Source organism: Terriglobus roseus DSM 18391 (assembly GCF_000265425.1).
Lineage (GTDB): Bacteria > Acidobacteriota > Terriglobia > Terriglobales > Acidobacteriaceae > Terriglobus > Terriglobus roseus.
Genome location: NC_018014.1, coordinates 2,683,534 through 2,697,038, shown reverse-complemented (window position 1 = coordinate 2,697,038; position 13,505 = coordinate 2,683,534). Strand labels below are relative to the sequence as shown.

Below are 13,505 nucleotides of genomic sequence, written 5' to 3'. Positions count from 1 at the left end.
TCGAGCGTCAGGTACTCACAAGTACCAGGGAATATTGACGACCACGATACGTCGATTGCCGCGCACAAGCAGCAGCAACTTCAACATCTGCGTCCGTTGATTGTGCAGCAGGTTTTCCCACCAGTGCTTAACTACCAGTTCGGGGATCAGCACGGCTATCTTCCGTTTGGGATAGTCCTTTTCGAGGCTCAGGATGTAGTCCATGAGCGGCGTGATGACGGTTCGGTACGTACTCTTGACCTGCACCATCTCCGGCACTGGTCCATCGTGGGCGCGAATCGGACCCATGACCATGCGTTCCCAAGTCTCGTCGAAGCCGCTGTCCGTATCGGTCTCGACGGTTACGATCTTCACATCCTGGCTCATCACCAGCCCGAAGCGTACAGCCTTTTCAGTGATCTTGTCCCAGCGGGCAACGGGGATCACGACCAATGGCTGCTCAAGATCGGTGAAGCGCAGCGGCTCAGGATCAGCTGTCTCGTGATTGATACGGGTGTAGTGATGCTTGATGCCGTGCATGAGCCAGATGATGGCAGGCACCAGCAGCGCCGTGATCCACGCGCCCGAGGTGAACTTGGCCACTAATACCACTAATAGCGTAATGCCGGTTGCGACGGCGCCAAGTCCGTTTAGGAACATCTTGATGTGGCGATGCTTTGCGTCCGTGCATTTCATCCAGTGACGAACCATGCCGGCCTGGCTAAGCGTAAAGGCGAGGAAAGCGCCGATGGCATAGAGCGGAATCAGTCGATCGGTTACGCCGTTGAAGATGATAAGCAGCAGAGCCGTGAAGCCGGTCAGAGCATAGATGCCGTGCGAGAAGAGAAGTCGTCGTCCGCGCAATAGGAAGACGCGCGGCATGTAGTCCTTCAAAGCAATCGCACGAGCCATGCGCGGGAAGTCGGCAAACGCTGTATTGGCGCTAAAGCTGAGCGCGGCAAGGACGCTGCCCATCGTAAGGAAGTAGAACCACCCCCGACCGAAGACAGCAGCTACTTCAATCGACAGCACACTCTGGTAAGCTGCATCGCCCGAATCCATAGCGGTCACGCCATAAGCACGCGCGACGTAAGCCAGGCCTGCGAGCATGGTGAAAAGCAGACCGATAATGACGGTGAGCGCGTGGTTCGCCCGCTTCGACTTCGGTTCCTTGAAGGCAGTGACACCGTTCGACACGGCCTCGACGCCCGTCATGGCAGCGCACCCACTGGCAAACGCCTTGAGCAGCAGCCAGATTGTGACGTACTGCATGGTCGCGGAGATGGGCGGCGGCGGAGCTGCCAAAGGAATGGGATGTCCGTGCGCGGCATAGGTGTGCCAGACGCCGACAGCAACGGTCGCCAACAACGTCCCCACAAAGAGAAACGTCGGCAGCATGAAGACAAAACCAGACTCCTTCACGCCGCGCAGGTTGATCAGGACAATGATCATCAGAATCAGCAGGCACAGCGCAAGCTGATGCGGATGGAGCCGGGGCACTGCACTCACCAGGGCCGTCACACCTGCGGACACACCCACAGCCGCGGTGAGGATGTAGTCAATCATCAGCGCAGCAGCCGCAAGCAGGCCCGCGCCATCGCCAAGGTTCTCGCTGGCTACGGTGAAGGATCCACCACCGTTGGGATAGGCCTCGATGGTCTGGCGATAGCTGAAGTACAGAATCGCCAGCAGAACCAGGATCGCGCCAAAGATAGGCAGCAGATGCTGTTGCACGCCAAGCAGGCCAAGCGGGACGAGGATCGCCATGGCCTGTTCCGGACCGTAGGCGGCGCTCGTGAGTCCATCCAGGCCAAAGATCGGGATGCCGGCTGCAACGCCTATATGTTCATTGTGTGCATCGCTGGTCGCCAGCGGTTTTCCTAGAAGAAGGTCGAACAATCGCATGCGAAGGGAGAGCCTCAAGGACCGGGGAGGTCAAAGAGTATTAGAGCCCACACCCGCATAAGAAAGTCGTAAAGATACAGCTTTGGCTTTGACGCAGTCGATATCGCCAGCCCGTTGCTTCAGCGCCGCTGATCAATCGACCAGCGGCTTGCGAAGCATCTTTAGCGTGCCTGATCCAAAGCAAGATTCAACTGCAGGACATTGACTCTCGGCTCTCCCAGCAGGCCAAACTGACGCGGGATGACGCTTTTCCGAACTATCGCCGTCAAATCTGCCTCAGGGATATGCCTCTCCTTCGCAACACGAGGAACCTGGTAGAGGGCCGCCGCGGGGGAAAGGTCCGGATCCAGACCCGATCCAGAGGTAGTCACCAGATCCACGGGTACTGGAGCACCATTCGATTCAGCCGCCGTGCTGGCGTTCACACGATCGATCAGAGTCTTTGTAGACGGCCCCAGGTTCGATCCGCTGGAATTGCCAGCGTCGTACCCCGCGCCAGCCGCGGAAGGGCGACTGTGGAAGTAGCCGGCGCCAGTGAACGGCTGACCGATCAGCCGTGAGCCGATGAGCTCACCGTTGCGCTGCACCAGTTGACCATCAGCCTTGTCACGGAACAGCAGTCGCGAAAGACCAGTGATGGCAAGTGGATAAAGGATGCCCAGCAGGACCGCAGTGATGACGGTGTAGAGACAAGCCGTAATGATTTGCTTCTTCATATAAGTGTCCTATGCGAGATGCATCGCGGTAACGAGCATGTCGATGAGCTTGATGCCGATGAACGGCACCACAATGCCGCCTACGCCGTAAACCAGTAGATTTCTCTGCAGCAGTGCAGCAGCGGATAGCGGCCGATACGATACTCCACGCAGTGCCAGTGGGATAAGTCCCACGATGATCAACGCGTTGAAGATGATGGCCGACAGCACAGCCGATTCCGAGTTGTGCAGATGCATGATGTTGAGCGCATTCAGCACCGGGAACACCCCGGCAAACATCGCAGGGATAATCGCGAAGTACTTTGCCACATCGTTCGCAATGGAGAACGTCGTCAACGCGCCGCGTGTCATCAGCAACTGCTTGCCGATAGCAACGATCTCGATCAGCTTGGTAGGGTTGCTGTCCAGATCCACCATGTTGCCGGCTTCTTTTGCAGCCTGCGTACCGGAGTTCATGGCGACGCCTACGTCAGCCTGAGCAAGAGCGGGCGCGTCATTGGTGCCATCGCCCGTCATCGCAACCAGCTTGCCCTCCGCCTGCTCGCGTTTGATGAGGTCCATCTTGTCCTTCGGCTTGGCTTCTGCCAGGAAGTCATCCACACCAGCCTCACGCGCAATGGCCGCTGCCGTCAGCGGGTTATCGCCCGTGATCATGACCGTGCGAATACCCATGGCGCGCAGTTGTTCGAAGCGCTCCTTCATGCCGCCCTTCACAACATCCTTCAGGTGAATGACGCCCAGCACACGACCGTTCTCTGCGACCACCAGAGGTGTGCCGCCACTATTCGCGACCATCTCCACTGCACTGCGAACCTCATCATGCATGGCACTGCCATGCTCCTGCAGATAGCGAGCAATCGCATCGACCGCACCCTTACGGATGCTGCGACCGTCGACTTCAATACCGCTCATGCGCGTCGTTGCAGAGAAGGGAACGAACTCCGCATTCATCTGCCCCAGCTCGCGTCCGCGAAGCCCGTACTTCTCCTTCGCAAGCACCACAATAGAGCGGCCCTCCGGCGTTTCATCGGGCAGGGAAGAGAGTTGTGCGGCATCGGCAAGCTGCTCTGCGGATACCCCGGGTGCCGGGATAAACTCCGATGCCTGGCGATTGCCAATGGTGATAGTGCCCGTCTTATCAAGCAGCAAGGTATTGACGTCGCCAGCTGCTTCCACAGCACGTCCCGAAGTAGCAAGAACGTTGTGCTGCACCAGTCGATCCATACCCGCGATACCGATGGCTGAGAGCAGGCCGCCAATGGTTGTGGGGATGAGGCAGACCAGCAGTGAGATCAAAACAAAGATCGTCTGCGGCGCACCGGAGTACTGTGCAAAGGGCTGCAGTGTCACTACCGCCAGCAGAAAGATGATCGTCAATCCTGCAAGCAGAATATTCAGAGCGATCTCGTTCGGTGTCTTCTGCCGCTCAGCACCCTCAACCAGCGCAATCATACGATCGAGGAAGGTCTCGCCGGGATTGGATGTGATGCGAACCTCGATGACGTCGCTAAGCACTCGCGTGCCACCAGTCACTGCGGAACGATCACCGCCTGCCTCGCGGATCACTGGAGCGGACTCGCCTGTAATTGCAGACTCATCCACAGAAGCAACGCCCTGGATTACTTCACCATCGCCCGGGACCATCTGTCCCGCAACGACGCGGACCACATCGTTCACGCGCAGCTGCGAACTTGGGATCTCCTCGACAGCGCCGCTCTTGTCGACGCGATAGGCCGTTGTCTCCGACTTTGCGAGACGCAGCGCATCAGCCTGCGCTTTGCCACGGCCCTCCGCCATCGCCTCTGCGAAATTCGCGAACAGTACGGTGAACCAGAGCCACAGGGTGATCTGCACATCAAAACGGAAGTGGCCGGTGTGCGTCGCCATGTTTGCGATTAGCAGAATGGTCGTGAGTACGCTGCCGATCTCCACAACGAACATCACGGGATTCTTCATCATGCCGCGGGGATGCAGCTTCACGAATGCATCCACCGATGCTCGTTTCACAATCGCCCGGTCAAATAAGGACTTCTTTTGAGTTGCCATGTCTATCTTTCCTTGTCCGCGTCAACGAACGTTTAGAACAGGTGTCCCGCGCGAAGTAGCAGGTGCTCCAGGATGGGGCCAAGGCTCAGCACCGGGAAGAACGTCAGCGCGCCAACGATGACAATCAAACCTGTCAGCAGCACGGTGAAAAGCGGTGTCGTGACGGGGAATGTGCCAGCGGTTGCAGGCGTAATCTTCTTCGCGGCCAGATTGCCAGCGATCGCGAGCATCGGAACGATCATCAGGAAACGTCCTGCGAACATAGCGATGCCGAGCGTGAAGTTATACCAATGCGTGTTGGCACTCAGTCCCGCAAATGCAGAGCCGTTGTTACCTGTGGCAGAGGTGTACGCATACAGAACTTCCGACAACCCGTGAGGTCCATGATTTGCCAGGCCTGCCAGTCCCGCTGGAGTTCGAAGACCGATTGCAGCCAGACCAAGAATGATCAGCGGAAAGATCAACAGGTAAAGCATTGCCATCTGGACGTCATACGACTCGATTTTCTTGCCCAAGTACTCCGGTGTTCGACCGACCATCAAGCCCGCGATGAACACCGCGACGATCACGAAGACCAGCATGCCGTACATGCCCGCTCCCACACCGCCAAAGACGATCTCACCAAGCAGGATGTTCGTCAAAGGAACCAGCCCACCAAGCGGCGTGAAGCTGTCATGCATGCTGTTCACAGCGCCACAGCTTGCGTCGGTGGTCACCGTTGCAAACAGCGCAGAGTTGGCGATGCCGAAGCGAACTTCCTTGCCTTCCATGTTGCCGCCGGCCTGCTGCATGGACACGTGCTGGTCAACATTCGCGAACTGAGGATTGCCCTTGGCCTCCGCCCAGAAGACGGTGAAGACACCGGCAAACCACAGCACCGTCATCGCCGCCAGCACCGCCCATCCATGCTTCGGCGAACCGACCATCTGCCCAAGCGTTACCGTGAGTCCCGCAGGGATCAGGAAAATGGAAAGCATCTGCAGGAAGTTGGTAAGTGGCGTGGGATTCTCGAATGGATGCGCGCTGTTCGCGTTGAAGAAGCCGCCACCATTTGTCCCCAGCATCTTGATCGCTTCTTGAGACGCCACGGGGCCCTGCGCAATGGTCTGCGTTGTTACGGTCGATGTCTTGCCATCGGTACCGGTAACTTTTTGCGGTTCCAGTAACTTCACCGTGTCATAAGACTTCAGGTTCTGCACAACGCCCTGCGACACCAGTACCATCGCGAAGATGACGGAGAGCGGCAACAGTACCCAGAAGGTGCCCCGCGTCAGATCGACCCAGAAGTTACCCAGCGTCTTCGCTTCGCGACGTGCGATGCCACGAATAAACGCGATTGCCAGCGCCAGGCCCGCAGCAGCAGACCAGAAGTTATGCGTTGCCAGGCCCAGCATCTGCGTGAGATAGCTCATGGTCGTCTCTGGCACGTACGACTGCCAGTTTGTGTTCGTCGTGAAAGAGACGGCGGTGTTGAACGCAAGATCGGCAGGGACGCCGGGCAGGTGCTGTGTGTTCAGCGGTAGTACGTTCTGCAGTCGCTGCACGACGTAAGTCAAAGCCAGGCTGGCCGCGCTGAAGATCAGCATGGCCACTCCATACTGCATCCAGTTCATCTCTTCGTCCGGGTTTACACCCGTCACGCGATAGAGAAGGCGTTCACACGGCACAAGTACGGGATCAAGGAAAGTACGACGGCGCTCGAAGACGCTCGTCATGAAGCTGCCCATGGGTTTAGCCAGGACCAGTACAGCCGCGATGAACACTGCGATCTGCAGCCATCCATTGAGAGACATCAGAATTTCTCCGGGCGAAGCAACGCGTAAATCAGGTAGGCCATAAGAGCGCCAGCCAGGAACAACAGCACAAGATTCAGAGCCATCAGCGGCCGCCCTTCAGGCTGGCGCAGCCACGCAGATACAACAGGCACGCGCCAAATAAGAGGAACAAGAGTGCTATCGCTAACACGTCGAGCATGGGTGATTCCTTTCCTTCGTTATGCCAAGTGGAGATTCGGCGTAGCCACCTTCATGCAGCCCAGTTGCCGGCAATGCGGGCATGAAGAGGGTGTGTCGGGGCGCAGTGATCTCACGCATGGCCGGGAGGGCCAGGTACGGGTGGAGACCATGTTGTGGATTGTCTTTGTGGGCGCTAAGCGTTGCGCAGAGTTGCGACTTTCCCAGAGAGTCGGGTGCGCGATCCGGTTGCATGCCGCAAGGGAACGCAACCTTTGATCGCAGACTCACGAGCGTCACAACTGCTGCAGACATCGTATCGACTCCACCGCCTATTCCAATGCGGGAGCCTGTAAGAAGTCCGTAAGAAAGACATTAAGAAGTCATAAGGAGCTTTTGGTGCCGTTCACCCGCAGCGCATAACCGACCCATGGCTCGCTGATGACGTAGCGATGATCCTTGTCTTCGATCTTGCGACGGACTTGCGCCACCAGCACACGCAGGTTCTCGGTCTGGCCATCGCTCACAGTCCCCCACACCGCCTCTGCCAGCGCACGATGTGTCAGCACACGATCCGGCGACTTCAGGAAGAAGTGCAGCAGATCGAATTCCTTGGGAGTCAGATGGACCGTGTTCTTTCGAACTGCGACGGTCCGCGTGCGAAAGTCCATCGAGAAGTCGCCCTCCTGCAAGGCGTCCTCGGGTTCCGCCTCCGCGTCGGTGACACGGCGAAGATTTGCACGCACGCGCGCCAGTAGCTCCGGCATCGTGAACGGTTTCGTGACGTAGTCATCCGCGCCGGCATCCAGTGCATCCACCTTCAGCGGCTCCATGTTGCGCACGCTCAGGATAATGATTGGAACCTTTGAGATCCGGCGGATCTCTCGTGTCAACGAAAGCCCATCCATCACCGGCATACTCATGTCGGTGATAATCAGGTCGGGCTGCAACTGCTCGAATGCTGTGAAGCCTTCCAGTCCGTTTTTTGCGCTGACAACTTCGTAGCCGTTCACAGTCAGTGATGCGCGCAGCATGCGCAGGATCTGTGGTTCGTCATCCACTATCAGGACACGGCTCATTCGGGATCCTGCGTGATGATGTGTAGATCGACATGCGGTGCTTCTGACATAAATTTTCCTATCGCAAGGTAGTACAAGTACTTCCTGAAACCGCGCAGTGCGGACCTTCCGAAGATAGCCTGTGTGATGCGCTGCTCCTTCACATACGCCGCAGTGGCCGTAGCAACACTGCTGCCCGCTAACTGAACGATATTCGCTCCCAGATTCTGTGCGAACTGGATATGCGAATCGAGTGTCAGCTTTCGCTGTCCTTCCGTGTCGCGGTCGCTCGCGACATGTAGCACATACAGTTCGCCGCCAAGTCCTTCTGCGAGACGCGCACCACGTGCGATCAGGTCGCGTGACTGCGGGTTGGAACTGATGCAGACCGCAACGCGCTCTGTGACCGTCCAATGCGCACCCAGCCGCTTACGCCGGACGTAAGCGTCCAGATTGCGATCGACCGCGCGCGTCACTTTTTGCAGGGCCATCTCGCGAAGCGCAATCAGGTTCCCCTTACGAAAGAAGTTGGCAAGCGCACGCTCCACACGTTCCATGGGATAGACATCGCCGCGGCGCATGCGGGTCGCCAGCGCTTCGGGTGTGAGGTCGGCGATGACGATCTCGTCCGCACGATCCAGAACCCAGTCCGGAACCTGCTCCCGAACGCTGATGCCCGTCAGGGATTGAACACGTGGTGTAAGGCTTTCAATGTGCTGAATGTTGATCGTCGAAAGGACATCGATGTTGTTCTCCAGCAGCAGCAGGACGTCCTCAAACCGCTTCGCGAATCGGCTGCCTTCAACGTTCGTATGGGCAAGCTCATCCACCAGCACGACCTGCGGAGCCCGCGCGAGGATGGCATCGACGTCCATCTCGCGAAAGACTGTGCCGCGATAGTTCAGTTCGCGCGGCGGTACCTCCTCCAGCTTTGTGCTGAGTTCAGCCGTGCCGCGGCGGCCATGCGTCTCAACCACGCCAACGACCACATCCTCCCCACGACTCCGCCTCCGGATACCCTCGCTCAGCATGCTGAAGGTCTTGCCGACGCCCGGCGCGTAACCCAAGAAGATCTTGAGGCGGCCGGTCTTTTTCTCCTGGTCGCTGGAGGCGAGCCAGTCCTCTGGTGTTTTCCGCTCAGCTTCGACCATCTACAATCCACCCCATGAACTCGCGCCGCTTTCTTATGATCGTTCGCTGGATCGTTTCCTTCGCGGCTCTGGCCGGAATTGTACTCGTGTACAGCCGCTGGCTGCATGTGAATCAGACCACTGTCGCGCTGACATTGGTCCTGCTGATCCTTGGATTGGCCGCGAACTTCAGCCTTCGCTACGCGGTTGCAGTCTCAGTCGCCGCTACGGCTGCTTACAATTATTACTTCCTGCCTCCCATCGGCAGCATCACTATCGCCGACTCGCAGAACTGGCTGGCCTTGCTGGCCTTTCTCTCCACGTCGGTTATCGGCAGCCGCCTTTCGCAACGAGCACGTGACGAAGCGGATGAGGCGACTGCCCGTCAGCGTGAAGTTGAGCTCTCATTTGAGCTGGGGCGCGAGTTGCTTCAACTCGACGACGTGGGGAACCTCGTCAGTTCGCTGCCCATGCTGATCGCGCGCGTCACGCGTGCAAACTCGGTGGTGCTCTTCCTGCTCGACGGCGACCGTTTCTTCGAGCACGGTCTACACGCCTTTTCGGGATTTGAGCTACCGCACCTGCGTCAGCTCGCGCTCACCCTGCCCAACGTGGACGTCTCGGATCAGGGAGAAGCACGAGTTCCACTGAAGGTAGGAGTCATGCCCAGGGGCCTTGTCAGCATCCAGGGCGCATCCCTCTCAAGGGAAAGCCTCGAAACCATCGGAGGACTCGTCTCCATTTCGCTTGATCGTGCACAGGCACTGGAAAACGTGGCGAAGGGGGAAGCGAACCGGCAGAGCGAGAGACTGCGGACCCTCATCATCGACTCCATCACACACGAACTGCGAACGCCATTGACGTCGATCAAAGGCGCCGCGAGCGCACTGCTCGCTAACACGGAGACGCCCGCAGAAGCCAGGATCGAGCTGCTGCAGATCATCAACGAAGAGAGTGATCGTTTAAACCTGCTCGTGTCGCAGGCAACGGAGATGGCGCAACTGGACGCGCAGCAGGTGCACATGACCTTCCAGCCCGCGAGTGTTGCCGAGATGCTTGATGCAGCCGCTGCCACGTGTCTGGTCGACCCCTCCAGGCACCCGCTGACACTCGCCCCGGTGCCACAGTTACCAGCCGTGACGGCCGACCCTGAGTTTGTTCATAAGGTCCTTTGCAATCTGATTGAAAACGCAGAGAAGTACTCGCCCGAGGGATCGCCTATCTTTCTTTCCGCGCGGCTGGAGGGCCGTTTCGTGGAAGTAAGCGTTGCGGATCGTGGCGTGGGTATCGATTCCAGCGAGCTTGCGCTGATCTTTGATCGCTTCTATCGCGGGCGTAGCCAGGGAGATCGCGTGGCGGGGACTGGCATGGGACTGGCCATCAGCAAGGCGATTATCAGCGCCCATGGCGGGACGCTAACCGTTACCAGCCAGCTTGGTCAGGGCTCCGTATTCACCTTTTCGCTGCCTATAGACGCGGGTTTGTGATGCTTTTGAATCGTCTCAGTTGTTTTTCCGTTCTTATGCCTTTCTTATGGCGGAAGGTTTGAAATGGATTGTGTCGCCGGCATCGCACTGAGCCCTCGACAGGAGAGTCATGAGCGAGGGATCAAGCGCGGGCGATCAGAGAAAGAGCACCAACTCAGAATCGCCGATCGTCGTGATGAAGTTTGGTGGTACCTCCGTCCAGGATGCTGCTGCGATCAAACGGACTATCTCGATCGTCAAGGGCAGACGCGATCGGGGCCAGCGCCCCGTGGTCGTCGTCTCTGCGCTGGCAAAGGTGACGGACCAGTTGTTGCTGGCGGCGGAAGCGGCGGCGAACAATCAGGTCGACGAAGCGATGGCTCTCTGCAGGGCATTGCGTGTGCGTCATCTTCATACCGCTGTAGAGTTGGTCGGAAGAAACATTCACGCAGTCGCGAAGGTGATTGACGAAAATCTCAACAAGCTCGAGGACATTCTTCGCGGTGTGGCGGCTGTTGGTGAGCTGACCAAGCGCACTACGGATCTGATCAGCAGCTACGGCGAACGTCTCTCAAGCAGGATCGTCGCGGATGCCTTCGAGCATCGCGGGATTAGCAGCGCACACGTTGACGCTCGCACCTGCATCATCACGAACAGTCATCACGGCAGAGCAGTCCCACAGCCAGAGCTGATTGAAGCCAAACTGTTGGAGCACGTACTGCCTCTGCTGGATGTCGGCGCAATCCCGATCATGGGTGGCTTTATCGGTGCGACTACTGGTGGTATCACGACGACTCTTGGGCGTGGCGGCAGTGACTTCACGGCTGCACTGGTAGGAAGTGGTTTGAATGCGGAGGGGATTGAGATCTGGACGGATGTGAACGGCATCATGACGACCGATCCGCGGATCTGTCCCGATGCTTTGCGAGTCAGGACGATCAGCTTTGAAGAGGCTGCGGAGCTTGCTTACTTCGGTGCAAAGGTGCTGCACCCATCGACGATTCTTCCCGCAGTCAAGAAGGACATCCCGGTGTGGGTGCTGAACTCGCATGATTCTTCCAATGAGGGCACCAAGATCACTGCCTCTGCACCTCGGAGCACCAGCCCGCTGAAGAGCATCTCCGCAAAGAAGCACCTCACCATCATTCACATCGTCTCTTCGCGCATGCTGATGTCGCATGGCTTTCTGAGGGCTTCGTTTGAGGTCTTAGACCGATACGCGTGCGCGGTCAACATGGTTTCTACAAGTGAAGTGAGTATCTCCGTCAGCATCGATGCTACGGACGATCTGCCGGCGATCATCGCGGACCTGTCCGAGATTGCCGCGGTGCGGACTGAGGAAGGCAAGGCGCTCATCTGCCTGGTCGGCGATAACATTCAGGGCCACAAGGGGCTTTCCGAGCAGGTGTTCTCGGCTGTACGAGAGATCAACCTCGACATGATCTCGCAAGGCGCCAACGGCATCAATATGAGCTTCATGATTGACGGCGCGGCTGTGGAGAGTGCGGTCCGTTCCCTTCACAGGCAGTTCTTCTCCAACCCCGATCCGGCAGTGTTCGACCTTGGCCATACGGACGGGGCTATCGCTCTGAATGCATCCATGCACCCCACGGCAGCGAGCCTGAACAGCACCGCAAGCCTTGCCCTCACCGGTGTTCTGTAACGCCTCTTCTACATTCCAACGAGGCATGATGGCTTCTTACGATGTGCTTACTGACGCTACTCACTGCATCCAACGACCTATGATCCCGCTGCTTTCAAGGGCCCGATGACGAATTCGATTCAGAACGCGCATACCTGCACCACCTTCGTCCTGACGATGGTCGCGGCACTCTCGTTGTACGCAACGCCACTCAAGGCACAGTCGGTGCCCGAGGCGCCTGCAGTCGAGAAGACCGCGACCGCACCGACTCCCAGACCAGGCTTCGTTGGGCGGTGGATCGACTTTTATCGAACGGACTGGAAGGGAACGGCAGTCAGTGGTCCTGCAGCGCCACGCCGCAGTGTTCCGTCGCCGCTCAACTCGCCGCCGTTCCCAAGCGCGGACTGGTCTTATGGTGGTTCGCCCACGATTGGTGAGTCAGACGGCAACGTTTACCCGCTGCAGACGGCGATCAACGGCGCGACAGGCCGCACCAAGGTCTATGGATGGATTGAGCCGACGGCGAATCTCTCCACCTCACGCGACCGTAACTATCCGCAGACGAATGCCATCTACTCCAATCGTGTGGAGCTTGGACAGGCAGTTGTCTACGTAGAGCGGTTGCCTGACACGGTACAGCGAGATCACATCGACTGGGGTTTCCATGTGACGGGCTTCTTTGGCACCGACTATCGCTCCACGACGAACAAGGGTTACTTCAGCCAACAGTTGTTGAAGAACAATCGGCAGTACGGCTTCGATCCGGTGCTTGAGTACGTCGACGTCTACTTTCCACACGTCGCGCACGGCATGAATATCCGCGCTGGTCGCTATATTTCGATTCCGGGCATTGAAGCGCAGCTGACGCCGAACAACTACATGTTCAGCCACTCACTGCTCTACGCGGTTGATCCCTTTACGGACACCGGCATTCTCGCGACTATTCAGTTGAATGATCGATGGACGGTGCAGGCCGGGCTGTCTGCCAGTCATGATGTCGCGCCGTGGACACCTGATGCCAAGCCGGCATTTACAGGTTGTGTGAGTTATACGACGACCAGCGTCAATGACAATTTCTACGTCTGCGCGAACGGCATTAACGACGGCAAGTATGCCTTTAACAATCTTCAGATGTACGACGCCACCTGGTATCACAAGTTTGGCAGCACCTGGCACATGGCAACGGAGGTGTACTCCATGTCACAGAGAGACGTGCCAAGCGTGAACGGCTCGATCGTTCCGGAGAAGGGAACAAACGGCGCCAATTGCAGGCCGGGGCTGCAGACCTGTTTTGCCCCGGAATGGGCTGCCGTTCACTACCTGAACAAGCAACTCTCGCCGCACGATTTCGTCTCCTTGCGCACCGACTTTTTGAACGACAAGAAGGGGCAGCGCACGGGGTACGCGACCCGTTACAGCGAAGAGACACTGATGCTGAGCCATTGGGTGGGAACCACGGTGCAGGTGCGTCCAGAGATACGCTTCGACCACGCGTGGGATCGGCGAGCCTACGATAACGGCACACGTACCAACCAGTTCACCGTGACGACCGATCTAATCTTTCACTTCTAGAGCGGGGCGTAAATTACGCGGGATTTAAGCGTAGATATT

10 protein-coding genes are annotated in these 13,505 nt (G+C 57.9%); 3 read left to right on the top strand and 7 right to left on the bottom strand.

Annotated features, from left to right (window positions below):
- Positions 1-15: 15 nt before the first annotated feature.
- The 7 genes from TERRO_RS11115 to TERRO_RS11090 all read right to left on the bottom strand — a co-directional run bounded on the left by TERRO_RS11115 (position 16) and on the right by TERRO_RS11090 (position 8,807).
- The gene (locus tag TERRO_RS11115; RefSeq protein WP_014786094.1) at positions 16-1,884 is read right to left on the bottom strand and encodes an APC family permease; all 1,869 of its coding nucleotides are present in this window, start codon (positions 1,882-1,884) and stop codon (positions 16-18) included.
- A 161-nt stretch (positions 1,885-2,045) separates the two neighbouring features.
- Positions 2,046-2,600, bottom strand: coding sequence for a potassium-transporting ATPase subunit KdpC (gene kdpC, locus TERRO_RS11110; RefSeq protein ID WP_014786093.1), 555 nt, complete (start codon positions 2,598-2,600; stop codon positions 2,046-2,048).
- Positions 2,601-2,609: 9 nt separating this feature from the next.
- Positions 2,610-4,646 carry a potassium-transporting ATPase subunit KdpB gene (gene kdpB / locus TERRO_RS11105; RefSeq protein WP_014786092.1) on the bottom strand — a complete coding sequence of 679 codons (2,037 nt, stop codon included), beginning with the start codon at positions 4,644-4,646 and terminating at the stop codon, positions 2,610-2,612.
- Between the two features lie 32 nt (positions 4,647-4,678).
- A complete protein-coding gene (kdpA, locus tag TERRO_RS11100) occupies positions 4,679-6,439 on the bottom strand; it encodes a potassium-transporting ATPase subunit KdpA (protein ID WP_014786091.1) in 1,761 nt (586 codons plus the stop codon).
- Complete coding sequence (gene kdpF, locus TERRO_RS23915) at positions 6,439-6,525, bottom strand: K(+)-transporting ATPase subunit F (protein WP_081490632.1); 87 nt, start codon at positions 6,523-6,525, stop codon at positions 6,439-6,441. Before kdpF ends, kdpA begins: the two co-directional genes overlap by 1 nt.
- Before the next feature lie 456 nt (positions 6,526-6,981).
- Positions 6,982-7,677, bottom strand: coding sequence for a response regulator transcription factor (locus TERRO_RS11095; protein ID WP_014786088.1), 696 nt, complete (start codon positions 7,675-7,677; stop codon positions 6,982-6,984).
- Complete coding sequence (locus tag TERRO_RS11090; RefSeq protein WP_014786087.1) at positions 7,674-8,807, bottom strand: universal stress protein; 1,134 nt, start codon at positions 8,805-8,807, stop codon at positions 7,674-7,676. Before TERRO_RS11090 ends, TERRO_RS11095 begins: the two co-directional genes overlap by 4 nt.
- Positions 8,808-8,821: 14 nt before the next feature.
- On the opposite strand from TERRO_RS11090, the gene TERRO_RS11085 reads away from it, so the two are divergent.
- From TERRO_RS11085 to TERRO_RS11075, 3 genes are all read left to right on the top strand, one after another.
- On the top strand, positions 8,822-10,273 hold the full coding sequence (locus TERRO_RS11085) for a sensor histidine kinase (RefSeq protein ID WP_014786086.1): 1,452 nt from the start codon (positions 8,822-8,824) through the stop codon (positions 10,271-10,273).
- A gap of 109 nt (positions 10,274-10,382) precedes the next feature.
- Positions 10,383-11,915 (top strand): lysine-sensitive aspartokinase 3, encoded by a 1,533-nt coding sequence (lysC, locus tag TERRO_RS11080; protein WP_014786085.1) that lies wholly within the window; start codon positions 10,383-10,385, stop codon positions 11,913-11,915.
- 105 nt (positions 11,916-12,020) lie between these two features.
- The gene (locus TERRO_RS11075) at positions 12,021-13,466 is read left to right on the top strand and encodes an outer membrane beta-barrel protein (protein WP_014786084.1); all 1,446 of its coding nucleotides are present in this window, start codon (positions 12,021-12,023) and stop codon (positions 13,464-13,466) included.
- Positions 13,467-13,505 lie beyond the last annotated feature (39 nt).

Coding starts and splice junctions, on each gene's coding strand:
- TERRO_RS11115 (WP_014786094.1), bottom strand. CDS start 1,884: ATGCGATTGTTCGACCTTCTTCTAGGAAAACCGCTGGCGACCAGCGAT.
- kdpC (WP_014786093.1), bottom strand. CDS start 2,600: ATGAAGAAGCAAATCATTACGGCTTGTCTCTACACCGTCATCACTGCG.
- kdpB (WP_014786092.1), bottom strand. CDS start 4,646: ATGGCAACTCAAAAGAAGTCCTTATTTGACCGGGCGATTGTGAAACGA.
- kdpA (WP_014786091.1), bottom strand. CDS start 6,439: ATGTCTCTCAATGGATGGCTGCAGATCGCAGTGTTCATCGCGGCTGTA.
- kdpF (WP_081490632.1), bottom strand. CDS start 6,525: ATGGCTCTGAATCTTGTGCTGTTGTTCCTGGCTGGCGCTCTTATGGCC.
- TERRO_RS11095 (WP_014786088.1), bottom strand. CDS start 7,677: ATGAGCCGTGTCCTGATAGTGGATGACGAACCACAGATCCTGCGCATG.
- TERRO_RS11090 (WP_014786087.1), bottom strand. CDS start 8,807: ATGGTCGAAGCTGAGCGGAAAACACCAGAGGACTGGCTCGCCTCCAGC.
- TERRO_RS11085 (WP_014786086.1), top strand. CDS start 8,822: ATGAACTCGCGCCGCTTTCTTATGATCGTTCGCTGGATCGTTTCCTTC.
- lysC (WP_014786085.1), top strand. CDS start 10,383: ATGAGCGAGGGATCAAGCGCGGGCGATCAGAGAAAGAGCACCAACTCA.
- TERRO_RS11075 (WP_014786084.1), top strand. CDS start 12,021: ATGACGAATTCGATTCAGAACGCGCATACCTGCACCACCTTCGTCCTG.